Consider the following 23,566-nt stretch of genomic DNA (forward strand, 5'->3'; position numbering starts at 1 on the left):
TCGGCAGGCTGCGTGTACGGGTTCGGTACGGGAGCGGCCGACGGGGGCACAGGAGCGGCCGACGGCGGTACGGGAGCGCCCGGCGCCCCGTGCGGCATCGCGAAGGGCTGTCCGCCGTGCTGCGGCGCCGGAGGCGCGTACCAGCCGGGCTGGCCCTGGCCGGGCACCGGCGCCTGGAACTGGGCTCCCGGCGGCGGCAGTTGCTGCTGAAGACCGGCCTTCTGGTCGATCGTCGAGCGGTAGTCGACCGCGCCCTGCGTCATCCGCATGTACGCCTCCTCGAGCGAGGCCTGGTGCGGCGAGAGCTCCCACAGCCGTACGTCCGAGTCGTGCGCGAGATCGCTGATCCGCGGCAGCGCGAGCCCGGTCACGCGCAGTCCGCCGTCCGCCTCGGGCATCACATGCCCGCCGGCCTCGGTGAGCGCGGCCGAGAGCTTCTCGCGCGCCTGCGGCTCGGTGTCCGGGGTGCGCACCCGGGCGAAGTCCGCGGAGTTCGCCGAGATGAACTGCTTGACCGTCATGTCGGCGAGCAGCTGCCCGCGGCCGATCACGATCAGGTGGTCGGCGGTCAGCGCCATCTCGCTCATGAGGTGCGAGGAGACGAAGACCGTACGGCCCTCGGCGGCCAGCGCCTTCATGAGGTTGCGGACCCAGAGGATTCCCTCGGGGTCGAGCCCGTTGACCGGCTCGTCGAAGAGCAGCACCTGCGGGTCGCCGAGCAGCGCCGCGGCGATGCCGAGCCGCTGGCCCATGCCGAGCGAGAAGCCCTTGGAGCGCTTCTTGGCGACATCCTGGAGCCCGACCACGCCGAGCACCTCGTCCACCCGGCGGGCCGGGATGCCGGACAGCTGGGCCAGGCACAGGAGGTGGTTACGGGCGTGCCGGCCGCCGTGCACCGCCTTGGCGTCGAGCAGCGCGCCCACCTGGCGCGGGGCGTTGGGGAGCTTGCGGTAGGGGTGGCCGGCGATGGTGACGTGGCCGGCCGTGGGGTTGTCGAGCCCGAGGATCATGCGCATCGTCGTCGACTTGCCCGAACCGTTGGGTCCCAGGAAGCCGGTGACGGCACCGGGCCGCACCTGGAAGGAAAGGTTGTACACGGCCGTCTTCGCGCCATAGCGCTTGGTCAGGCCGACTGCCTCGATCATGCTGCACCCATCGACAGGTCAGGTTCAGAACGTCGGGGCACACGGAAAGTTCGTCCCCCTTGGAGCTAAGGAGGATAACTAGCCGTTGACGGTTCCGGCCATGTGCATCGGGTGCTATCCGGGAAACCTCAGGGGTCACACGGGCAACGTCCGTGCTTTCGGCTGGGTCGGGCGGTTCTGCGCGGATCACCTCAACACGCGAGCCCTGCCGTCGGGACCGGTCCGGATCGGCCTCTGGACGGTAGTGCGCGGCTCGCTGCTGCCGCTGCTCGTCTGGACCGGTTTCGCGTGCTTGGCATACGCCGTTTACAACGCGGTCGTGGCGATAGTCCTCGTCGGCATCTTCGCCGCGTCGATCGTCGCGGGCGTCTGGAGGCGACGTAGGGGCGGGCATTCAGTTCGCTGCAGTGTCTACGGCGCGCTGGGGGCCGTGCTCAAGTGGTCCATGGCCGGGCTCTGAGCGTGACCCTCGCGTACGGTCTCCCTCTCCGCGCCTCTAAGCGTCCCGCTTCTTCAGGAGCAGATAGCCGACCCCGAGGGCCACGAGCACCCAGGCGATCATGATGGCGAGCCCGCCCCACGGGCCGTACGGGGTGCTGTCGTCGAAGGGCGCGACCACCTGCATGACCTTCTGGCCCGCCTGGTCCGGCAGATAGCGCGCCACCTTCTTGGTCGCCGAGACCGAACCGAGGATCGGGGAGATCAGGAAGAACAGCGGCATCAGGATGCCGAGCGAGAGCATCGGGCTGCGCAGGATGGACGCGACGCCCATCGAGAAGACCGCGACCAGCGTCATGTAGAGCCCGCCGCCGATCACCGCGCGCAGCACGCCGTCGTCGCCGAGCGACACCTTGTGGTCGCCCATCATCGCCTGGCCGAGGAAGAACGCGACGAAGGCCGTGATCATGCCGACCACCAGCGCCAGCGCCGTCGCCACGGCCACCTTGCTGAACAGGAACCGGCCGCGCTGCGGCACCGCCGCCAGCGAGGTGCGGATCATGCCGGTGCTGTACTCGTTGGCGACCACGAGCACGCCGAACACGATCATCGCCAGCTGACCGAGGCCCATGCCGGCGAAGCTGATCGAGGTGGCGTCGAAGGTCAGCTGGTCCTTCGCGTCCAGCTTGTCGAAGTCACTGGACGCGAAATACGAGATCAGCATGCCCAGGCCGATGGTGAACACCATGGCGAGCAGCAGCGTCCACGGCGTCGAGGCCACCGACTTGATCTTCGTCCACTCCGACTTCAGTACGCGCGTCGAAGACATCGGTCACTGCTCCTTCTTCTGCGACCACTGATCATTCGACTGCTGCCAGCCGGAGGTGTCGGGCGCGGCGGTCTCGGAGTGTGCGTGATATTCCACGGACTCGGCCGTGAGCTGCATGAACGCCTCTTCGAGCGAGGCCTGCTGCGGGCTCAGCTCATGGAGGACGAGCTGGTGCTGGGCGGCGAGCTCACCGAGCCGCTCGACCGGGGTGCCGTCCACTTCGAGGGTCCCGTTGCCGGCCTCGACGACGGTGATGCCCTCGGCGTGCAGCACATCGCGCAGCCGCTCCTGCTGAGGGGAGCGCAGCCGTGCGTAGGAGCGGGAGTTCTCGCGGATGAAGCCCGCCATCGAGGTGTCCGCGAGCAGCCGGCCCTGACCGATGACGACGAGGTGGTCGGCGGTCAGCGCCATCTCGCTCATCAGGTGCGAGGAGACGAAGACGGTACGGCCCTGGGCCGCGAGCCCCTTCATGAGGTTGCGGATCCAGTGGATGCCCTCGGGGTCGAGCCCGTTGACCGGCTCGTCGAACATCAGGATCTGCGGGTCGCCGAGCAGCGCGCCCGCGATGCCGAGGCGCTGGCCCATGCCGAGCGAGAAGCCCTTGGCCTTCTTCTTGGCGACGGCGGTGAGGCCGACGGTGTCCAGGACCTCGTGGACGCGGCTGTCGGGGATCCCGTTGGACTGCGCCAGGCAGAGCAGGTGGTTGTACGCGCTGCGGCCGCCGTGCATGGCCTTCGCGTCGAGCAGGGCGCCGATGTACCTCAGCGGATGCTTGATCTGGGCGTAGCGCCGTCCGTCGATACGGACGTCGCCGGCCGTGGGGTTGTCGAGACCCAGCATCATGCGCATGGTCGTGGACTTGCCCGCGCCGTTCGGGCCGAGGAAGCCGGTCACGATGCCGGGCCGCACGGCGAACGTGAGGTCGTTGACGGCCACCTTCTCGCCGTACCGCTTCGTCAGGCCCTCGAGCTCGATCATGCGGCCACGCTAAAACGGGACAAAGCCCCCTGCCACTTGGAGTGGCCGGGGGCTTCGCCCTCGTACTGCAGCCTCAGAGGCTCCTGATCAACGGGACTGCTGAGCCGGAACGCCCCGCGTGACGGGCTCGTCCTCCGGCGCACCGGCGGCAGCCACAGCCGCACCGGTCAGCGTGGCCAGCATCTCGCGGACGTTGGTCAGCTGGGCGTTGATGGAGTCGCGGCGGTTCGTCAGCGCGGCAAGCTCGCGCTCCGATTCGCTGCGGATCCGGTCGGCCTTGGCGTTGGCGTCGGCCACGATGTCCTCGGCCTGGCGCTGCGCGGTCTCCACCGTCTGGCGGGCGCGGCGCTCGGCGTCGGTACGCAGCTTCTCGGCCTCCAGGCGGAGCTGCTCCGCGCGGTGCTCGATCTCCGCGAGGCGCTTCTCGGCCTTGGCCTGACGGGACGCGAGGTCGCGCTCCGACTGCTCGCGGCGCTTGGCCAGGTTCGTCTCGAAGTCCGCGGCGGCCTGGGCGGCCTTGGCGCGGGTCTCCTCGAAGAGCGCGTCGGCCTCCTCGCGCTTCTGCTGCGCGTCCTTCTGCGCCTCGGAACGGAGCGTCGCCGCGTCGCCCTTGGCCTTCTCGACGATCCGGACGCCCTCGTCCTCCGCCTTGGCCTTGCGGTCGGCAGCGAAGGTCTCCGCGTCATTGCGCACCTGCTGGGCCGCCGACTCGGCGAGCTCACGGTGCTGCTCGGCCGCGCGGCGGGCCTCCTCGCGCAGATCCTTGGCCTCCTCCTCGGCGAGGCGCAGGATCTTCTCGACGCGCGCGCCCAGACCGGCATACGACGGCTCGGCGTCGGATACCTGGGCCTGTGCGTTCTGCGTCTCGAGGTGGAGCTCCTCGATGCGCTTTTCCAGAGCAGTGATACGAGCCAGAGCACTGTCACGGTCGGAGACGAGCTTGGAGATACGTTCGTCCACCTGAGCGCGGTCGTACCCACGCCGCACAAGCTCGAAGCCGTAGGGGGAAGTGTCGCTCATGGGGTTCCTGTCGAATGAGACCGGTGAGGTGATAGAGGGAATCCTAGGGGTCAGGGCGGCGTGTCATCGAGCGTATGCCGGTTTGATCTGGAGAATGCCCACCCTTTTGAGTGGCTGAGCTCAAGACCGCTTGCCAGCGCCAGGGTCGAACGTCCTTGTCGAGTACGGGGTTTGTGCCCTTCGCCACCCCTTGAACGGCGGGCCACCCGAACGAGGCCATCACGGACAATCCATCAGATCGTCACCCGAACGTGGCCCGGTACCTTCAGGAAAGGCCCGGAACGTCCCCCGCCGAGTCCCTCAGCTGTCCGTGGACTTGCCACCCGAACGAGGGGCGCCGACGCTCGCGCCCGCCTTGACGCCGCTGTCCTTGCCGCCGCCGACGGGAGCCTCAAAAGACTCCAACGCCTCAAGTACGTCCTGGACACGGGAGATCTCGGCCTGGATGTCCTCACGCCGGCGCACCAGGACGTCCAGCTCGCGCCTGCCCTCGTCGACCATGCGCTCGGCCTCGGCCTCCGCCTCGGCCTTGACCCGCTCGGCCTCGCGCAGCGTCTCGGCCTTCTTCTGCTCGGCCTCCTTGAGCAGCTGTTCGGCCTTCTTGACCGCGGCGATACGGACCTTGCCCGCCTCGGAGTTGGCCTCCGAGACCAGGTCCTTGGCCTTGGCGGTGGACTCGGCGAGCTGCTCCTCGGCGGCCTTCACAAGCGCGTCGCAGCGCTCGCCCGCCGACCTCATCTGCTCGGCCGACTCACGCCGTGCGCGCTCGTGCAGGTCCTCGATCTCGCCCGTGATGCGGTCGCGCAGCTCCTCGGCCCGCTCCCTTATGGCGGTCGCGTCCCGGCGTGCGCCGACGAGGAGTTCATCGGCGTCCGTACGGGCCTTCTCCACCAGCGAGTTGCCCTCGACGGTCGCCTCGGAGACCAGCCGCTCCGCCTCGTTCCGCGCGGCGCCGACCATCGTGTCGGCCTGCGCCTCGGCGTCCGTGGCGGTCTTGAGCGCCTTCTCGGCGGCGTCCTGGGTGAGCTTCTCGGCCTCGGCCACCGCCTCGGTGACGAGCTTGTCGACCTGCTCGGCGGCCTCGCTGCGCCGCTTGTTGGCGGCCTGGCGCGCCTCGTCGAGGGTGCGCTCGGCCTCCGACTGCGCCTCGCTGCGGATCCGTTCGGCCTCGGCGGCCGCGTCCGCCTTGATCTGTTCGGCGGCGGTGCGGGTGCGCTCGGCGTGCTGCTGCGCGGAGCCGACCGTTTCGGCCGCCTCGGCCCGCAGCCGCTCGGACTCCCCGGTCGCCTCGCCGATCAACTGGTCGGCCTGCGTGGCCGCGTCGCTTCGGATCCGGTTGGCGTCCTCACGCGCCTCGGCACGCGTACGGGACGCGTCCTGCTCGGCGGAGGCGATCGCGTCGGAGGCCTCGGTCCGCAGCCGCTGGGCGTGCTCGGCCGTCTCGGACCTGAGCCGCTCGGACTCCGAGATCGCCTCGGACATGGTGCGCTCGGCAAGGGACTTGGCGGCCTCGGACTCCTCCTGCGCCTCCCGCCGTACGCGCGCGGAGTCCTCGGAGGCCCGCTCGCGCTCGGCATACGCGTCGGCGCGGACCCGGTCCGCCTCCTCCTGCGCCTCGGTCCTGGTGCGCTCGGCGGCGTGCTCGGCGGCCGAGCGGAGACCGGAGATCTCCTCCTGGGCCTGCTCCTGCAACCCGGCGACGGAGTCCCGTACCTGCTGGGCCGTCAGCTCGGCGGCGGCCACGAGATCGGTCGCGCGGCGGTCCGCCTCCTCGACCAGACGGGCCGCCTCGGCCTGCGCCTCGTCGACCCGGTTGCGGGCGCTGGCGAGGAGGTCCTCGCTCTGCTCGCGGGCCCGCTCACGCTCCTGGTCGGCCTCGCCGCGCGCGGCGGTGAGCAGCTCCTCGGCCTCGCGCCGGCGCCGGCCCGCCTCCTCCTGCGCGGCCCGCAGCGCCTCGGCGGCCTCCGTGCCGACCCGCTCGGCGGCGGCCTGCGCCTCGGCGCGGATCCGGTCGGCGCTGTCCTGCGCCTCGGCCTTCAACTGCTCGGCCTCGGCGGCTGCTTCGCTCCGCAGCCGTACGGCGAAGGCCTCGGCATCGGCACGGCTCTGCGCCGTGTCCGAAGCCGCCTCGGTGCGCAACCGCTCCGCCTCGGTCTCGGCCTGCGACTGCAACGTACGGATGCGCTCGGCGGCCTCGGTGCGCAGCCGCTCCGCCTCCTCGGCGGCCTCGCGGCGCAGCCGTTCGGCCTCGGCGCGCGCCTCGACAAGGGCGGCCTCGGCGGCGGTGATGCGCTGCTCGGCCTCGGTGTGCAGCCGGGTCAGCTCGTCGGCCGCCTCCGACTGCCGCTGCGCCACGGCCCGTTCGGTGTCCTCGCGCAGCTTCCGCGCCGCCTGTTCGGCCTCCGCCTTGACGGCTTCGGCGCGCTCCTCGGCTTCGGTGCGGTGCCGTTCGGCCTCGGCGCGGGTGCGCTCAAGCGTTTCCTCGGCCTGCTTGCGCAGCGTCGTGGCGCGCTCGATGGCCTCCGTACGGACGCGCTCGGCCTCGGTGCCCGCGGCGCCGCGCAGTTCATCGGCGTCCGTACGTGCCTTCGCGAGCAGCTCCTCGGCGGAGGACGCCGCCTCCTCGATCTGCTGCACCGCCTCGCGCCGCGCCTCGCCCCGGATCCGCTCGCCCTCGGCGACGGCCTCGGCGCGCAGCTGCTCGGCCTCGCCGCGCAGCCGGCGCGCCTCCTCCTGCAGCTCCTCGGTCTTGGCGCGGTACTCCTTGGTGTCGTCCTTGGCCGCGCCCTTGAGCTGCTCGGCGATCTCCTGCGCCTGGCCGCGCAGCCGGTCGGCCTCCGCCTGGGCCTCGCCGCGGATCCGCTCGGCCTCCTCGCTCGCCGCCTTGGTGGTCGCCTTGGCGTTCTCGGAGGCCTTGTTGAGTACGTCCTCGGCGGTCTTGGCCGCCTTGGAGAGCTGGGACGCCGACTCCTCGGCGGTGATGGTGCGGGCCCTCTCGGTGGCCTCCGCGGTGACCTTCTCGGCGGCCGCACGGGCGTCCGCGAGCAGCTGCTCGGCCTGCGTCTTGGCGGCCTCGGTCTCCTTGGTCGCCTCGCTGACCAGGCGCGCGACCTGCTCCTTGGCGGTGCGGGTGCGCTGCTCGTTGGTCGACTCGGCGCTCGTGATCCGCTTCTCGGCGGCCTCCTTGGCCTCGGTCACCACCTTCTCGGCCTCGGCACGCGCCTCGCGCAGCGCCGTCTCGGCCTCCTGCATCCGCTGCTCGGCGGCGCGGGACAGCTCGGTGGCCTGGCGGCGGGCCTGGTCGGACTCGGAGGCGGTCGACGTCCGCAGCTGCTCCGCGTGGTCGGTGGCCTCCTGCGCCTGCGTGGACGCGGCGTTCAGGAGACGCTCGGCGTCCGCGCGGGCCCGGCGCAGGATCTCCTGCGCCTCGGTGCGGGCGGTCTCGGCCTCGCCGGTCAGGCGCTGGCGAGCCTCGGCGTTGATCCGCTCGGCCTCGGCACGCGCGGCGGCCAGCGCCTGGTCGGCCTCGGCGCGGGAGTCGTCGAGCAGGCGGCGGGCCTGCTGCTCGGTGCGGGCGCGCAGCTGCTCGGCCCAGGCCACGTTCTCGTTGACGTGGTTCTCGACGGTCCGGCGGCGCTCGGCCAGCTCCTGGTCGAGCTGCTGACGGCGGGATACGGCCTCGGAATGCAGCTCGGACTGCAGCCGGGCCTGCTGTTCGGCGTGCTCCTGGAGGATGCGCTGGGTCTGGGCGCGGGCCTCGCGCAGCTCGCGCTCGGCGTCGGTGCGCAGCTGGTCGGCCTGGATCTGGGCATTACGGAGCAGCTGCTCGGCCTGGTAGCCGATGTCGGCGGTGTCGTAGGCAGGGCGGCTCGCGAGGCTGCGGCGCGCCTCGTGGAGCTTGGCGCGCAACACCTCGACCTGGTATCCGAGATCCTCGGCATGCTGGACCGCCTTCTCACGGTCCTTCTTCAGCCGGTCCATCTCGGCTTCGAACCGCGAGAGGCTGTCGGTCTCAGCCGGCCGCCGACTCTCCTGGCCTTCGTAGCCCCGCACTGCGCGGTCCCATCCTTCCCCAAGCTCTTCGAGCAGGGGAGACCCCAACCCTGGTCGCAAGTCTCTCCAAACGGCCCTGTCCATCCGCCGAACGGGGCCCACCGGGGAATGGTGTCAGATCAACGGCGAGGCAGGGGCGGCTGCCCCGACGCCCGTCCCCCGAAATCGAGACCCCGGCAAGCGGCCGCACCGATAGTGCGCACGACCGCCCCCAACCCTACCGGGCCCGATATCGCGAGGTCAGTGGTCCCCAGGTGCTCGCGCCAGATTCCCGCCTGTCCCACGACGCCTGGCACGCACTCTCGCCGCACCGGCCGAAAGCCCAAGTACGTCCAGTACGCGGACTTCCGGCCGGCACGCCGAGAGCACGCTCCCCCAAGCTCTCGACTTCGCTCGAGCAGGGGGCGCCCCCATGACGCCGCAGGACCGCCCTACGGGCGACGACGGGAATCTGACGCGAGCACCTAGGACTCCGCAGGTGCGGAAGTGACGAGTTCGGTGAGGACTCCGTGGCAGTCCTTGGGGTGCAGGAACGTGATCCGCGACCCCATCGACCCGCGGCGCGGCTCGTCATAAAGGACACGGACGCCCTTTTCGCGTACGGAAGCGGCGTCGGCGTCGACGTCGGCCGTACCGAACGCGATGTGATGAACTCCCTCCCCGTTCTTGGCGAGCCACTTCGCGACGGTGGAGTCCTCGCGGATCGGCTCGAGCAGCTGGAGGTACGAAGCCCCTCCGTCGGAGGTCTCATTGATCTTGAGCATGGCTTCGCGTACGCCCTGCTCCTCGTTGACCTCGGTGTGGAAGACCTCGAAGCCGTACGTGGAGACGTAGAACTCCACCGTCTTCTCAAGGTCGTGGCAGGCGATCCCGATGTGGTCGATGCGCGTCAGCATCCGACCAGTGCAGCGCCTCGGGCCGTGATTACGCAACGTGCGCGCGATCACACACTCAGCCCGGTGACCCGGGCGGGTACTCGTCAGTACATTGCGAGTAAACCCTCGTTCACTCCTCATCTCCTAGGGGCCAAGCCTCATGTCTGGAACTTCTGGAACGAACAGCTCGACCTCTGTGATCGTCTCCGGGGCCCGTACGCCCATGGGACGCCTGCTCGGTTCGCTGAAGTCCTTCTCCGGAGCCGACCTCGGCGGCTTCGCCATCAAGGCCGCGCTCGAGCGGGCGGGCATCGGCGGTGACCAGGTCCAATACGTGATCATGGGGCAGGTGCTTCAGGCCGGGGCAGGGCAGATCCCGGCACGCCAGGCCGCCGTGAAGGCGGGCATTCCGATGAACGTCCCCGCGCTGACGATCAACAAGGTCTGTCTCTCCGGCCTCGACGCGATCGCCCTTGCCGATCAGCTGATCCGCGCCGGCGAGTTCGACATCGTGGTCGCGGGCGGCCAGGAATCGATGACCAACGCCCCGCATCTGCTGCCGAAGTCTCGAGAGGGCTTCAAGTACGGCGCGATCGAAATGCTGGACTCCATGGCGCACGACGGCCTGACCGACGCCTTCGAGAACATCGCGATGGGCGAGTCCACGGAGAAGCACAACACCCGCCTGGGCCTCAAGCGCGCCGAGCAGGACGAGATCGGTGCGCTCTCGCACCAGCGCGCGGCCGCCGCGCAGGCGGGCGGCATCTTCGAGGCCGAGATCACCCCGGTCGAGATCCCGCAGCGCAAGGGCGACGCGGTGCTCTTCGCCAAGGACGAGGGCATCCGCCCCGAGACCACCGCCGAGTCCCTCGGCAAGCTGCGTCCGGCCTTCGCGAAGGACGGCACCATCACGGCGGGCACCGCCTCGCAGATCTCCGACGGCGCGGCGGCGGTCGTGGTGATGAGCAAGACCAAGGCCATCGAGCTGGGTCTGGAGTGGATCGCGGAGATCGGCGCGCACGGCAACGTCGCGGGCCCGGACAACTCGCTGCAGTCGCAGCCGTCCAACGCCATCCAGCACGCCGTGAAGAAGGAGGGCATCTCGGTCGAGGACCTCGACCTCATCGAGATCAACGAGGCCTTTGCGGCGGTTTCGGTCCAGTCAATGAAGGACCTCGGCGTTACGCCGGAAAAGGTGAACGTCAACGGTGGCGCGATTGCCCTGGGCCACCCCATCGGCATGTCCGGCGCCCGTATCGTGCTGCACCTGGCACTTGAGCTCAAGCGCCGTGGCGGCGGCGTGGGTGCGGCGGCGCTGTGTGGTGGCGGTGGTCAGGGTGACGCGCTGATCGTGCGGGTGCCCAAGGCCTGAGGTCTCGTTTTCCTCGTCCTCGTAAGCCGACGAACGAACTGGAGCTGTGATGCACGACGTCCCCTCGCTGGTGGCTCAGGCGCGCGAGGGCCGGCCGCGGGCCGTGGCCCGGCTGATCTCGCTGGTCGAGGGGGCGTCGCCGCAGCTGCGGGAGGTGATGGCGGCGCTCGCGCCGCTGACCGGCCACGCCTACGTGGTCGGTCTCACCGGCTCGCCCGGTGTCGGCAAGTCGACTTCGACGTCGGCCCTGGTGTCGGCGTACCGGCGGGCCGGCAAGCGGGTCGGGGTCCTCGCGGTGGACCCCTCGTCGCCCTTCTCGGGCGGCGCGCTGCTCGGTGACCGGATCCGGATGGCCGACCACGCCTCCGACCCCGGTGTCTACATCCGCTCGATGGCCACGCGCGGCCATCTCGGCGGTCTCGCCTGGGCCGCGCCCCAGGCGATCCGTGTGCTCGACGCCGCGGGCTGCGATGTCGTGCTCGTCGAGACGGTCGGCGTCGGGCAGTCCGAGGTGGAGATCGCCTCCCAGGCGGACACCTCCGTGGTGCTGCTCGCCCCCGGGATGGGGGACGGGATCCAGGCGGCGAAGGCCGGGATCCTGGAGATCGGCGACGTGTACGTGGTCAACAAGGCGGACCGCGACGGCGCGGACTCCACGGTGCGTGAGCTCAACCACATGCTCGGCCTGGGGGAGTCGCGCGGTCCCGGCGACTGGCGTCCCCCGATCGTCAAGACGGTCGCGTCACGGGCCGAGGGCGTCGACGAGGTGGTCGAGGCCCTGGAGAAGCACCGCGCCTGGATGGAGGAACGGGGCGTGCTCGCCGAGCGCCGCACGGCCCGCGCCGCCCACGAGGTCGAGACCATCGCGGTCACGGCGCTGCGCGAGCGGATCGCGGATCTGCGGGGCGACCAGCGGTTGGGCGCCCTGGCGGAGCGGGTCGCTACGGGTTCGCTGGACCCTTACGCGGCGGCGGACGAGCTGGTGTCGGGGCTGACGCAGGGCTGAGGCGCGTCCCCGGCAGGCTGAAGATCTCTTCAGCCGCACTTTGCGATCCTTGACGCATGCGCCTGCTCATCGTCGAGGACGAAAAACGACTCGCCGTATCCCTCGCCAAGGGTCTGACCGCCGAGGGATACGCCGTCGACGTCGTGCACGACGGGCTCGAAGGGCTGCACATGGCGGCCGAGAACCCGTACGACCTGCTCATCCTCGACATCATGCTGCCCGGCATGAACGGCTACCGCGTCTGCTCCACCCTGCGCGCCGCCGGCAACGACGTACCGATCCTTATGCTCACCGCCAAGGACGGCGAGTACGACGAGGCCGAGGGGCTCGACACCGGGGCCGACGACTACCTCACCAAGCCGTTCTCGTACGTCGTGCTCGTGGCGCGGATCAAGGCGCTGCTTCGCAGGCGCGGCAGCGGCGGGAGCGCCTCGCCCGTGATCGAGCTCGGGGAGTTCAGGGTCGACACCGCCGCGCGGCGCGTGCACCGGGGGGACGAGGAGATCACCCTCACCGCGAAGGAGTTCGCGGTCCTGGAGCAGCTCTCCATCCGCGCGGGCGAGGTCGTCTCCAAGAGCGAGATCCTCGAGCATGTGTGGGACTTCGCCTACGAAGGCGATCCGAACATCGTCGAGGTCTACGTCAGCACCCTGCGCCGCAAGCTCGGCGCCCAGCTGATCAAGACCGTGCGCGGCGCCGGCTACCGGCTCGAGAGCGATGAGCGATGAGGCGGTTCTTCTCGTCCGTACGGGCCCGCGCCGCCCTCGGCGCCACCACCGTCGTCGCCATCGCCCTGATCGGCGCCGGCACCGCGGTGTTCCTGTCGCTGCGCGCCAACCTCACCGAACAGGCCTCCAGTTCGGCCGAGTCGGCCGCCCGCCGCGTCGCGTCCCAGCTCGCCGCCGGAACCCCGTACGCGAACCTCGAACTGCCCGACAGCGAGGACCATCCGGTCCAGGTCATCGACCGCGAGGACCGGCTGCGTGCCGCGAGCGAGGATCTGGAGGCGATCAGCGGAACCGGGGTCGCCGCGGTCAAGCCGCGCCCTTCCCTCGCGCCCGACCAGGATGAGGAGGACGACGACCGGGACCAGGACGATCCCGAGGTCGGCGAGATCTCCGACCGCGTCTGGTTCGGCAAGGGCAGGGCGACCGTCGACGGCGAGAGCGGTGACTACCAGTTCGCCGCCGTCGAGGTGACCACACGGGACGACACCACGGTCGAGGTGTACGCGGGCGCCCCGCTCAGCGCCACGGAGGGCGCCGCGAGCACCGCCCTGACCTCGATGCTGATCGGTCTGCCCGCCCTGGTGCTCATCGTCGGCGGCGTCACCTGGCTCGCCACCCAGCGCGCGCTGCGCCCGGTCGAGGGCATCCGCCAGGAGATGGCCGCGATCACCGCGTCCGAGGACCTGAGCCGCCGGGTGCCCGAGCCCGGGACGCATGACGAGATCGCGCGCCTGGCGAAGACCACCAACGAGACCCTCGCCGCCCTGGAGGCGAGCGTCGAGCGGCAGCGCCGCTTCGTCGCCGACGCCTCGCACGAGCTGCGCAGCCCGATCGCCTCCCTGCGCACCCAGCTCGAAGTGGCGGCCGCCCACCCGGAGTTGCTGGACCTGGACGGCGCGGTGGAGGACACCGTACGGCTCCAGGCGCTCGCCGCCGATCTGCTGCTGCTCGCGCGCCTGGACGCGGGGGAGCGGCCGGCGGACGCCCGGGTCGATCTCGCGGCGCTGGTGCGCGAGGAGGTCTCCCAGCGGGTCGCCGACACGATTCCGGTACGGGCCAAGGCGGCCGGGAGCGTCGAAGTGAACGGATCGCGCGGCCAGTTGGCCAGGGTGCTCGGCAACCTGGTCGACAACGCGCAGCGCCACGCCCGTTCCCGTATCACCGTCACCCTCACCACCGAAGGCGAGCGCGCGGTCCTCACCGTCGGCGACGACGGCGCGGGCGTCCCCGAGGCCGAACGGGCGCGGATCTTCGAGCGCTTCGTCCGCCTCGACGACGCACGCACGCGTGACGAAGGCGGCGCCGGACTCGGGCTCGCGATCGCCCGTGATGTGGTGCAGCGCCACGGCGGCCGGCTGAGTGTCGGCGACTCGTCGGACGGCGGGGCGCTGTTCCGGGTCGAACTCCCCCTGGACCAGGGGCGGAGCTAGGGCCTGGTCCGCACGGTGAGCCCTAAGGCTTGCCGCGCTGCGTGCGCAGATGCTCGGCGATCGGCTTGAGCGTGGCGCGCAGCGAGGCGAGCGACTCCGGCGTCATCAGGTCGATGTAGTGCTTGCGCACCGAGGCGACATGGTGCGGCGCGACCTTCTTCATGGTCGCGTGGCCCTCGTCGGTGAGCACCGCGAACAGACCGCGGCGGTCGGACTCGCAGTTCTCACGGCGGACGAGCCCGGCGTTCTCCATCCGCGTGATCTGGTGCGAGAGCCGGCTCTTGGACTGCAGGGTCGCGGTGGCCAGATCGCTCATCCGCATCCGCAGGTCCTCGGACTCGGAGAGATTGACCAGGATCTCGTAGTCGTTCATCGTCAGGCCGAACGGCTGCAGATCTTTTTCCATCTGGTACGTGAGGAGCCGGTTCACGGCGAGATAGGTGCGCCAGGCGCACTGCTCGTCCTCGGTGAGCCAGCGGGGGGTGGCGTTGTCGGTCTCCATGAATCGATTCTACCTAGAAAGTTGAAATTCGAACCATCGGTGGGGCGACGTCACACACCGCAGACTACCGTTCACGTTCAGAGCCCGAACCGCCGCTGCAGACCTCCGAGCTGCCCCGGCAGCCGCGGCACCCCGGGCTGACCCGGCGTCCCGTGCCCGCCCGGCACACCCGCCTGCTGCGGCACATGCCCGGTCGCCTGCTCGGCCATGAGCGCCTCGCTGGACTGCAGCAGGACGGTCCCGGCCCCGACGAACTCGAACTGGTGCTCCTCGCCGGAGGCCCCGCCGATCCCGGTCAGCGCCCGTACGCCGCCCATCACGCCCGACATGTAGCCGTGGTCGTAGTGGTGGCACGGCGAGGGGCAGTCCGCCCAGCCGACAAGCGCCTGCGGGTCGACGCGGATCGGCGGCTCCATGAAGACCACGGGACCGTTGGACGCGGCCACGAACTTGCCGGTCCCGATCAGTGTCAGGAAGCCCGGCACGATCGACTGCTTCAGGGCAAGGGTCGGCTGGTACGCGAGGAGGTTGCCGGACCTGATCGTCAGGTTCCCGTTCTCCAGGTCGTACGAGTTCACGTCGAAGGACCGGTCCGCGAGCAGCATCTTGCCGCTGCCCTCGGCCACGACCCAGTCGCTCGCGTGCAGCGGCGAGTGGAAGGACGTGCGGACCAGGCGGTCGAGCCGCCCGTACCCGATGCCGTTGAACTCGATCGACCCGTAATAGGCGATCATCTTGCCCTTCTGCAGGAACCACTGGCTCCCCTTGAGCTCCACGCAGAAGGTGTACGCATTGACGTTGTCGTCGACCGGCAGGGTCATCGGGTCGTGGACTACAGGGCCGCTCACAGCTTCTCCTCCGAGGCCTGGACGTACACCGCACCGTTGCCGGACAGCTCCAGCTGGAACGCCTCACCCGAACCGCGGCCGACCATGTCGCGCCAGCCGAGCGCGGTGGACAGCTTGTTGCGCACGTCGCCGTGGTGGGCCACATAGGCCTGCGGGTCGACGTGGACCGGGCGCTGCGGGGTGATCGGGATCTCGATGACTCCGCCGTGCGCCATCACGGCCACCGCGCCATGGCCCTTGAGCGTCGTCGTGAACAGGCCCTGCCCGGTCACCTGGCCGCGCACCATGCCCATGACCCCGCCCTGCGAGCCCATGAACATCGTGCCCTGCTGCAGCGTCCCGTCGAACGCGAGCAGCCGGTCGGCCTCCACGTACAACGTCTCGCCGGTCAGGTTGATGAGCTGGATGTGATGGCCGCCGTGGCCGAACATGACCGTTCCGCTGCCCTCGACGGTCATCAGCGGGGTCGCCTCGCCGGCCACGCGCCGGCCGATCATCGAGGCGATACCGCCCTGGCCGCCCTGGATGTTCGGCGTGAAACTGACCTCCCCCTTGTACGCGAGCATCGCGCCGCGCTGGGAGAACAGCTTCTGTCCCGGGCCCACCTGGGCCTCGATCATCTTCGAGTTGATCTCGCGGAACGGCATCAGACATCGCCCCCGACGGTGTTCCGCTCGCTCGGCTGCACGTAGACGAGCCCGTCGCCCTCGAAGCGGACCTGGAAGGCCTCGCCGCCGCCCTCGCCCATGAAGGTGCGGAAGGTCACGCCGGACTGGAAGGACTGGGTCACATTGCCCTGGTGCGCGATGTACGCGCCCGGGTCGACGGTCAGCGGGTACTGCGGCGAGACCCGCAGGACCACGGCCGGACCGTCGGACATCAGGGCCGCCTGGCCCGTGCCCTCGATGGTCGTGGTGAAAAGGCCGTTGCCCGAGGTCGCGCCGCGCATGCCCGTGAAGGACGTGCCCGTGCGCAGACCCGCGTCCGTGGCCAGCAGGTTGCTGGCCTCGACGTAGAGCTTGTCGTTGTGGAGGTTGACGAGGTTGATCTCGGAGGCGCGGTCGGCGAAGAAGCAGGTGCCCTGCCCCTTCACTTCCATCAGCACCATCTGCTCGCCGGTCAGCCGGCGCGTCACCATGCCGCGTATGCCCTCGCCACCCCCGGAGAGTTTCTTGAACGCCATCTGGCCGTCGTAAGCGACCATCGCGCCGTTCTTCGCCTTCACGGCGTCGCCGGACAGGTCGACGGCGAGCACCTTGCTGCCTTGGAGTCGGAACGTTGCCACGGGGTGACGTTAGCCGTCAGGGCATACCCGCCGACAGGGGCAGAAGTCGGATCCGTACCCTGAGAGGACCCTGACCCCTGTCTCGAAGGTGCCCTCCCGTGGACATCAAGACCGCCTCCGCGCTCAGCCGTCTCCGACTCGTCTCCGCGCCGGAGGCCGTGTCCTTCCTGCTGCTGCTCGTCTGCTCGGTGCTCAAGCGCACCACGGACTTCAACGCCGTGCCGGTGATGGGCGCGATCCACGGCCTGCTCTTCGTCCTCTACGTGCTGTTCTGGCTGGACGCCTGGAACCGCACCAAGTGGGACCTGAAGACCGCCGCCCTGTACTTCGTGCTCTCGGTGCTGCCCTTCGGCGGTTTCTACGCCGAGCGCAAGCTCAAGCGTGAGGCCGAGTCCGCGGTGATGGCCTCCCGCGCCCGCCGTGAAGGGGTCGTCGGCGCATGATCGTCGCGTTCTCGGTCACGCCGCTCGGAGTCGGGGAGGAAGTCGGGGAGTACGTCGCCGACGCCGTCCGCGTCGTCCGCGACTCCGGCCTCGCGTACCGCACCGACGCGATGTTCACGTCCGTCGAGGGGGAGTCCTGGGACGAGGTGATGGACGTGATCAAGCGCGCCGTCGCCGCGGTCGAGGCGCGTGCGCCTCGGGTCTCCGTCGTGATGAAGGCGGACATCCGCCCGGGGGTGACGGACGGTCTGACCTCGAAGGCCGAGACGGTGCAGCGGTATCTGAACCAGTAGCTCGCTCTGCTGCCAGAGAATTCAAGGGAACCCCGGTCCTGATGGGCCGGGGTTTTTCCGTACCCCTTGTGTGACCCGTACCCCCTCTTTGAGCACTCGCTCAACAGGCATGTACCTTGATGTTGAGCACTCGCTCAAGACGCACTTCACCAGGGGGTTCGAGATGGCGGCGACCAAGGGGCTGTACGTCGAAGCCCGGATACGCGCCGACCTGGACGAGCTCTGGGAGCGCACCCAGGACCCGGCCGAACACCGGCGCTGGGACCTCCGCTTCACCTCGATCGACTACCTGCCCAAGGAGGCGGGCGAGCCCCAGCGGTTCCGGTACGCGACGCGCGTCCTGCCGTTCCTGACCGTGGCCGGCACCGGGGTCAGCGCCGGTGAGAAGCACCGCCCCGACGGCACCCGGACCTCCGCGCTCCGGTTCTCCTCGCCGCACCCGCTCTCGCTCCTGAAGGAGGGCAGCGGCTACTGGCGCTACGTGCCCGACGCCGACGGCGTCCGCTTTCTCACCGGCTACGACTACACGCCGCGCTGGGGACTCTTCGGCGAGGTCGCCGACCGGCTCGTCTTCCGTCCGCTGATGGGCTGGGCCACCGCGTGGTCCTTCGACCGGCTGAGGCTGTGGCTGGAGGAGGGCGTCACGCCGCGCCGGTCGCTGGTGCACTGCCTCACCGAAATGCTTCTGCGGGTGTTCCTGATCGCCGGGATGCTCGGTGCGTTCGGCGGTCTGCCGTTCGCCGCAATCCTGTGGGCGCTGCCGTGGCTCGGCTACGGGGTCGCCCTCGTCCCGGTGGTCGCCGTCCCGCTGCTGCTCTTCCTGCCGCCGCTGCCGCACACCCCGGCCGCCCGCCGCTGCCGCCGCGCCCCTTCGGTGCGGACGGCTCCCGCGCTCCTCGCCGCCCTCCCCACCCCCAAGGACCTGTGATGACCTCGATCTTCCGCACCGTCATGGGCGCCGACTTCGAGCGCCTCCACCCGCAACTGCGGCGCCGCTTCTCCGTCGGGCTCACGAGCGGTGAGGCCTGCACCGGACGCGGTGTCATGGACCGCATCTGGCACGGCGGCCGGCACGTCAAGCCCTTCCTCGCGCTCGGTACGACCCGCAACATCCTGGTCCCGCGCGAGGGCCGCGCCATCCCGTTCACCATCGAGAACGTGCCGTACACCGACACCTACGGCCGTGAGACCGTCAGCTTCGTGCGCACCTTCCAGCTCCCCGGCGGACCGCGCCGCTTCGACGCCCAGATGGTCCTCGGGCCGCGGGGCGACCGCATCCTCGACTACCTCGGCACGCATCAGCACCTCGCCTCCGATCTGCATCTGTCCACGGACGGCAAGGGCGGACTCGTCATCCGCTCCGGCATCCACCGCTTCCGCGAGGGCCCGATCGATGTCCGTGTGCCGTCGCTGATCGGCGGCGACGCCGAGGTCAGGGAGTCGTACGACGAGGAGAGCGGCCGCTTCCGGATCCGGGTGCGCGTCGTGAACCGGCACTTCGGACCCCTCTTCGGGTACGAGGGTTCCTTCACGGCCACGTACAGCGAGGTCCGCCACGGCGGCGTGCGGCCCGGTCTGCGCCCCGTACGCGAAGAGGCCCGCGCATGACGCCCCGTAAGCCGGCCGGATCCGGACCTGCCGGGGCCGAGCCCGCCGGGACCGTCGTCGGCAAGGCGGCCCAGGCCGCCGCGGCCAAGGCCGCCAAGAGCGCCGAGACCAAGCAGAAGCTGATCGAGGGCGCCCTTGCGACCCTCGTCGAGCAGGGCATCGCGAAGACCTCCGCGCGGACCGTCGCGGCCGCCGCCGGGGTCAATCAGGCGCTGGTCTTCTACCACTTCGGATCGGTCGACGAGCTGCTCGCGGCCGCCTGCCGGCACGGCTCCCGGGAGCGGGTCGCGCTCTACCGCGAGCGCCTCGACGCGATCTCCACCCTCTCCGAACTGCTCGCCTTCGGACGCGAGATGCATGAGCGGGAGCGGGCCGGCGGCCATGTGGCCGTGCTCGCCCAGCTGCTCGCCGGCGCCCAGACCCATCGGCCGCTCGCGCCCGCCACGGCCGCCGGACTCGATCTGTGGATCGCCGAGATCGAGAAGGTGCTTGTCAGGGTCCTGAGCGCGAGCCCGCTCGGCGAGTTCGCCGATCCGGTGGGGCTCGCGCGGGCCGTCAGCGCCTCGTTCGTCGGCATCGAGCTGTACGAAGGCGTCGACCCCGAGGGCGCGGAGCGCGCCCTGGCCGCCCTGGAGCAGCTGTCCGTGCTCGCCGCCGCCGTCGAGGACCTCGGCCCCCTCGCCCAGCGCGCGGTGCGCCACCGGCTGCGGCGGTCCACTCGCACCGCGTGATCGCAACTCGCAAGCCCGCCAAGGACTCCGTACAGGATCAAAAAGCGCACGCTCGGCTCCTTTCGGTCTCCCTCCGGTCGACACGCCCGAGTTTCTCCTCTTTTGTGGGGGTATTGGCTCGTTCGATCAGAGCGATCGGAACGATCTCGAGGAGGGCGCTGTGCGGCCGGAGGGCTACGACTACGACACCCACAGCCGGATAGCCGGGCCGCTCACCGAGCCGGACGGAGCCGCCTACCGGGTGCAGTACACGAAGCTCCTCTCGCGTGAGCCGCACCGAATACGCGCCGTCCTGCTCATGACCCTGGCGCCGGTGCTCACCGGCATCCTGCTCGTCTATCTCGTCTGGCCCACACACTGGACCCAGCGCGAGGGCGGCGACCGCTGGCTGGTCTATCTGGACGTCACGATGCTCGTGGCGATCGGACTGATCGAGCTGTTCATGCTGATCAACGTCGTCTCCATCGCGCACGCGACGATGGTCGCCCGCGATCCGATACCCGTACGGGCCGAGCCCGGTACCCGCGTCGCCTTTCTGACGACGTACGTGCCCGGCAAAGAGCCCATATCCATGGTGCGCGGCACTCTCGAAGGCGCCATGGAGATGCGCCACGACGGACACCTGGACGTCTGGCTGCTCGACGAAGGCGACGATCCCGAGGCCAAGGCGCTCTGCGCCGAGCTGGGCGTCAAGCACTTCACACGCAAGGGCGTCCCGGAGTGGAACCGCGACAAGGGCGTCCACAAGGCGAAGACCAAGCACGGGAACTACAACGCGTGGCTGGCGATGCACGGCAAGGACTACGAGTTCTTCGCCTCCGTCGACACCGACCACGTGCCGATGCCCAACTTCCTCGAGCGGATGCTCGGTTATTTCCGTGACCCGGACATCGCGTTCGTCGTCGGGCCGCAGGTCTACGGCAACTACCGGCCGGCCGTCACCAAGGCCGCCGAATCCCAGCAGTTCCTCTTCCACGCGCTGATCCAGCGGGCGGGCAACCGCTACCGCGCCCCGATGTTCGTGGGCACCAACAACGCCGTACGGATCGCCGCGGTCAAGCAGGTCGGCGGGCTCTACGACTCGATCACCGAGGACATGGCCACCGGCTTCGAGCTGCACCGTACGAAGAACCCGCTCACGGGCCACTACTGGCGCTCCGTCTACACCCCGGACGTCCTCGCGGTCGGTGAGGGCCCGGAGTCCTGGACGGACTTCTTCACCCAGCAGATGCGCTGGTCGCGCGGCACGTACGAGACGCTGTTCAAGCAGTACTGGAAGGCCCCCTTCTCGATGCCTCCGGGGCGGCTCTTCAACTACTCGCTGATGCTCGTCTACTACCCCATGACGGCCGTCAACTGGGTGCTCGGCATTCTCAGTTGTGTGCTGTTCCTGTGGTTCGGCGCCTCCGGTACGCAGGTCGCGGCCTCCATCTGGCTGATGCTCTACAGCGACGCGGCCGCACTCCAGGTCGGCCTGTACCTGTGGAACCGCCGCCACAACGTCTCGCCGCACGAACCCGAGGGCTCCGGCGGTCTGGCCGGCATGGCGATGTCCGCGCTCTCCGCGCCGATCTACGCCAAGTCGCTCGGCGAGGCGGTCCTGCGCCGCCCGAGCCGCTTCGTCGTCACACCCAAGGGCGGCGATGCCTCCCCGGACCGGGTGCTCACCTTCCGTATCCACCTGTTCTGGGCGGCGATCCTCGCCACGTCCCTGTGCGCGTCCTTCGTACTCGGCCATACGCATGTGGCGATGCGCACCTGGGCCTTCCTCGCCCTGGCCATCTCGCTGGCCCCGGTCGTGGTCTGGGCCTTCGGCGAGGTGCGCCGGCGGCGTGCCCTGCGCGCGGGGAAGCACGAGGTCGAGGTCGAGCCCGCGCTCGCCACGAGCACCGTGACCGGCTCCGGGCAGCTCTCCCAGGCCAGCGTCTCCACCGGCTCCACCGTTTCCAGCAGCACGACAGGAGGCAACTGACCCATGCCGTTCTCACCGACCAAACGCCAGAAGAAGACGGTGATGGGCGCCGGGGCCGTCGTGCTGCTCGCCGGTCTGAACGCTCCGGCGGCCGTGGGCTTCGCCGAGGAGCAGTACCACGACTACAAGATCTCCCAGCCCGGTTACAAGAAGCAGTACGGCTCCTGGAGCACGGTCGACGTGCCCAAGGAGTACCGGACGAACGCCATTCACGCGGCGCTGCTTCACACCGGGAAAGTGCTGATCGTCGCGGGCTCGGGCAACAGCCAGAAGAACTTCGACGCGGGCACCTTCGACACGATTCTGTGGAACCCGGCGGACGACTCCTTCAAAAAGATCGCCACCCCCGAGGACTTCTTCTGCTCGGGTCACACGCAACTCGCCGACGGACGGCTCCTGGTGGCGGGCGGCACCGCGCGCTACGAGGTGCTCGACGGCGCGGTCACCCGGGCCGGCGGCCTGATGCGGGTGAAGAACGAGAGCCCCGACAAGGAAGTGACGCTCAAGAAGGGCACCCGCTTCCGCTCTCCTTCCGGCGCCGAGTACGTCAGCCGCTTCGACGTGAAGATCCCCAAGGCGAAGCGCAAGTTCGACATCGCGTACACCAAGAGCGGGGCGATGAAGCCCTGGAAGACCAAGGTGCAGGCCGCCGAGGAGCGGGTCTTCGTGGAGGCCGTCCAGGAAGGGCCAGGACCGGTCGCCAAGAAGCAGGCGCAGTACGAGATCGTCGGGCTCGAGGGCAAGGACGCGGACAACGTCTACGGCCTCACCGAGAAGATCGACATGGAGAAGCAGGACTTCCAGGGCATCCGGGCCGCGTACGAATTCGACCCCGTCGCCGAGAAGTACATCCCGGTCGACCCGATGGCGAAGGCCCGCTGGTACCCGACCCTGGTGACGCTCCAGGACGGCAAGGTGCTCGCGGTCTCCGGACTCGACGAGGTCGGCGTGGTCGACCCCGGGGACAACGAGATCTACGATCCGTCGACCAAGAAGTGGAAGAAGGGCCCCTTCCGCTACTTCCCCACGTATCCCGCGCTCTTCCTCACCAAGGGCGGCAAGCTCTTCTACCCGGCCTCCAACGCCGGTTACGGGCCCGCCGAGAAGGGCCGCGAGCCCGGCCTGTGGGACCTGGAGAAGAACACCTTCGACAAGGTCCCGGGCCTCGAGGACATGGACCAGACCGAGACCTCGGCCTCGCTGCTCCTTCCGCCGGCGCAGGACCAGAAGGTGATGATCCTCGGTGGCGGCGGGGTCGGCGAGTCCGAGAAGGCGACCGCGCGCACCGCCGTGATCGACCTCAAGGAGGACGACCCCGCTTTCAAGACGGGTCCGCAACTCCCGCAGGGCACGCGCTATTTGAACAGCGTGATCATGCCGGACGACAGCGTCTTCACCAGCGGCGGCTCGTACGACTACCGCGGCCGGGGCGCGTCCAACATCCTCAAGGCCCAGTTCTACGTCCCGTCCGAGGACCGCTTCCGTACGGCCGCCGAACCCACCGTCGGCCGCAACTACCACTCCGAGGCGCTGCTGCTGCCCGACGGACGCGTGGCGACCTTCGGCTCCGACTCGCTCTTCGGCGACAAGGACAACACCAAGCTCGGCAAGTTCGAGCAGCGGATGGAGGTCTATACGCCTCCGTATCTGTACCGCGGCAAGGAGAGCCGGCCGCAGCTCACCGACGGGCCGCGGGAGCCTGACGCGAAGGGGAGGGCGACCTTCAAGTCCCCGGCGCCCGACAAGATCGTCAAGGCGCGCCTCATGCGGCCGAGCGCGGTCACGCACACCACGGATGTCGAACAGCGCTCCATCGCCCTGGACATGGCCAAGACCAAGGACTCCGTCACGGTCACCGTGCCGAAGGACCGGACCCTGGTCCCGCCCGGCTGGTACATGGTGTTCGGCGTGGACGGCGAGGGCACCCCGTCCGAGGCGCAGTGGATCCACGTGGAGAAGTAGCCACCGGATCACCCCCATACGAAACGGCCCGCCCCTCTGGCGAGAGGG

At 69.8% G+C, this 23,566-nt stretch carries 22 protein-coding genes; 12 read left to right on the forward strand and 10 right to left on the reverse strand.

Annotation, left to right across the window (positions count from 1 at the left end):
• The coding region (locus G6045_RS10645) for an ABC transporter ATP-binding protein (RefSeq protein ID WP_165331626.1) at window positions 1-1,145 on the reverse strand (1,145 nt) is incomplete at its 3' end.
• A 319-nt stretch (window positions 1,146-1,464) separates the two neighbouring features.
• Between G6045_RS10645 and G6045_RS41380 the strand changes: the two genes are divergently transcribed.
• The gene (locus tag G6045_RS41380; RefSeq protein ID WP_235967779.1) at window positions 1,465-1,605 is read left to right on the forward strand and encodes a hypothetical protein; all 141 of its coding nucleotides are present in this window, start codon (window positions 1,465-1,467) and stop codon (window positions 1,603-1,605) included.
• 36 nt (window positions 1,606-1,641) lie between these two features.
• Here the strand turns inward: G6045_RS41380 and G6045_RS10655 are convergent, their stop codons facing one another.
• The 5 genes from G6045_RS10655 to mce all read right to left on the reverse strand — a co-directional run bounded on the left by G6045_RS10655 (window position 1,642) and on the right by mce (window position 9,359).
• Window positions 1,642-2,412 (reverse strand): ABC transporter permease subunit, encoded by a 771-nt coding sequence (locus G6045_RS10655; protein ID WP_165331627.1) that lies wholly within the window; start codon window positions 2,410-2,412, stop codon window positions 1,642-1,644.
• A 3-nt stretch (window positions 2,413-2,415) separates the two neighbouring features.
• The gene (locus tag G6045_RS10660) at window positions 2,416-3,390 is read right to left on the reverse strand and encodes an ABC transporter ATP-binding protein (RefSeq protein WP_165331628.1); all 975 of its coding nucleotides are present in this window, start codon (window positions 3,388-3,390) and stop codon (window positions 2,416-2,418) included.
• Window positions 3,391-3,477: 87 nt separating this feature from the next.
• Window positions 3,478-4,410, reverse strand: a complete 933-nt coding sequence (locus G6045_RS10665) for a coiled-coil domain-containing protein (RefSeq protein ID WP_165331629.1) — start codon at window positions 4,408-4,410, stop codon at window positions 3,478-3,480.
• 300 nt (window positions 4,411-4,710) lie between these two features.
• The gene (gene scy / locus G6045_RS10670) at window positions 4,711-8,463 is read right to left on the reverse strand and encodes a polarized growth protein Scy (RefSeq protein WP_165331630.1); all 3,753 of its coding nucleotides are present in this window, start codon (window positions 8,461-8,463) and stop codon (window positions 4,711-4,713) included.
• A gap of 464 nt (window positions 8,464-8,927) precedes the next feature.
• Window positions 8,928-9,359 (reverse strand): methylmalonyl-CoA epimerase, encoded by a 432-nt coding sequence (gene mce, locus G6045_RS10680; RefSeq protein WP_165331631.1) that lies wholly within the window; start codon window positions 9,357-9,359, stop codon window positions 8,928-8,930.
• Window positions 9,360-9,498: 139 nt separating this feature from the next.
• Between mce and G6045_RS10685 the strand changes: the two genes are divergently transcribed.
• The 4 genes from G6045_RS10685 to G6045_RS10700 are packed head-to-tail and all read left to right on the forward strand — an operon-like array spanning window position 9,499 to window position 13,874.
• A complete protein-coding gene (locus G6045_RS10685; protein WP_165331632.1) occupies window positions 9,499-10,710 on the forward strand; it encodes an acetyl-CoA C-acetyltransferase in 1,212 nt (403 codons plus the stop codon).
• Window positions 10,711-10,759: 49 nt separating this feature from the next.
• Window positions 10,760-11,716 carry a methylmalonyl Co-A mutase-associated GTPase MeaB gene (gene meaB / locus G6045_RS10690; protein ID WP_165331633.1) on the forward strand — a complete coding sequence of 319 codons (957 nt, stop codon included), beginning with the start codon at window positions 10,760-10,762 and terminating at the stop codon, window positions 11,714-11,716.
• A gap of 56 nt (window positions 11,717-11,772) precedes the next feature.
• Complete coding sequence (locus G6045_RS10695; RefSeq protein ID WP_165331634.1) at window positions 11,773-12,444, forward strand: response regulator transcription factor; 672 nt, start codon at window positions 11,773-11,775, stop codon at window positions 12,442-12,444.
• On the forward strand, window positions 12,441-13,874 hold the full coding sequence (locus tag G6045_RS10700; protein WP_165331635.1) for a sensor histidine kinase: 1,434 nt from the start codon (window positions 12,441-12,443) through the stop codon (window positions 13,872-13,874). The genes G6045_RS10695 and G6045_RS10700 overlap by 4 nt, the downstream gene beginning before the upstream one ends.
• Before the next feature lie 22 nt (window positions 13,875-13,896).
• Here the strand turns inward: G6045_RS10700 and G6045_RS10705 are convergent, their stop codons facing one another.
• The 4 genes from G6045_RS10705 to G6045_RS10720 form a co-directional block, all read right to left on the reverse strand.
• Window positions 13,897-14,376 carry a MarR family winged helix-turn-helix transcriptional regulator gene (locus G6045_RS10705; RefSeq protein WP_165331636.1) on the reverse strand — a complete coding sequence of 160 codons (480 nt, stop codon included), beginning with the start codon at window positions 14,374-14,376 and terminating at the stop codon, window positions 13,897-13,899.
• Between the two features lie 77 nt (window positions 14,377-14,453).
• Window positions 14,454-15,197 carry an AIM24 family protein gene (locus G6045_RS10710; protein WP_165331668.1) on the reverse strand — a complete coding sequence of 248 codons (744 nt, stop codon included), beginning with the start codon at window positions 15,195-15,197 and terminating at the stop codon, window positions 14,454-14,456.
• 23 nt (window positions 15,198-15,220) lie between these two features.
• Entirely contained in the window at window positions 15,221-15,871 is a 651-nt protein-coding gene (locus tag G6045_RS10715) for an AIM24 family protein (RefSeq protein ID WP_165331637.1), read from the reverse strand.
• Entirely contained in the window at window positions 15,871-16,509 is a 639-nt protein-coding gene (locus G6045_RS10720; protein WP_165331638.1) for an AIM24 family protein, read from the reverse strand. The genes G6045_RS10715 and G6045_RS10720 overlap by 1 nt, the downstream gene beginning before the upstream one ends.
• Before the next feature lie 98 nt (window positions 16,510-16,607).
• Here G6045_RS10720 and G6045_RS10725 point away from each other — a divergent pair, with 98 nt between their 5' ends.
• The 7 genes from G6045_RS10725 (at window position 16,608) to glxA (ending at window position 23,518) form a co-directional block, all read left to right on the forward strand.
• Complete coding sequence (locus tag G6045_RS10725) at window positions 16,608-16,952, forward strand: DUF3817 domain-containing protein (protein WP_165331639.1); 345 nt, start codon at window positions 16,608-16,610, stop codon at window positions 16,950-16,952.
• Entirely contained in the window at window positions 16,949-17,245 is a 297-nt protein-coding gene (locus G6045_RS10730) for an MTH1187 family thiamine-binding protein (RefSeq protein WP_165331640.1), read from the forward strand. The genes G6045_RS10725 and G6045_RS10730 overlap by 4 nt, the downstream gene beginning before the upstream one ends.
• A gap of 163 nt (window positions 17,246-17,408) precedes the next feature.
• Complete coding sequence (locus G6045_RS10735) at window positions 17,409-18,173, forward strand: hypothetical protein (RefSeq protein WP_165331669.1); 765 nt, start codon at window positions 17,409-17,411, stop codon at window positions 18,171-18,173.
• Window positions 18,173-18,853 carry a DUF4166 domain-containing protein gene (locus tag G6045_RS10740; protein WP_165331641.1) on the forward strand — a complete coding sequence of 227 codons (681 nt, stop codon included), beginning with the start codon at window positions 18,173-18,175 and terminating at the stop codon, window positions 18,851-18,853. The genes G6045_RS10735 and G6045_RS10740 overlap by 1 nt, the downstream gene beginning before the upstream one ends.
• Window positions 18,850-19,584, forward strand: coding sequence for a TetR/AcrR family transcriptional regulator (locus tag G6045_RS10745; protein ID WP_165331642.1), 735 nt, complete (start codon window positions 18,850-18,852; stop codon window positions 19,582-19,584). Before G6045_RS10740 ends, G6045_RS10745 begins: the two co-directional genes overlap by 4 nt.
• A gap of 160 nt (window positions 19,585-19,744) precedes the next feature.
• Complete coding sequence (locus tag G6045_RS10750) at window positions 19,745-21,556, forward strand: glycosyltransferase family 2 protein (protein ID WP_165331643.1); 1,812 nt, start codon at window positions 19,745-19,747, stop codon at window positions 21,554-21,556.
• A 3-nt stretch (window positions 21,557-21,559) separates the two neighbouring features.
• Window positions 21,560-23,518 carry a radical copper oxidase GlxA gene (glxA, locus tag G6045_RS10755; RefSeq protein WP_165331644.1) on the forward strand — a complete coding sequence of 653 codons (1,959 nt, stop codon included), beginning with the start codon at window positions 21,560-21,562 and terminating at the stop codon, window positions 23,516-23,518.
• Window positions 23,519-23,566: the final 48 nt, after the last annotated feature.

Source organism: Streptomyces mesophilus (genome assembly GCF_011044995.1).
GTDB classification, from domain to species: Bacteria; Actinomycetota; Actinomycetes; order Streptomycetales; family Streptomycetaceae; genus Streptomyces; species Streptomyces mesophilus.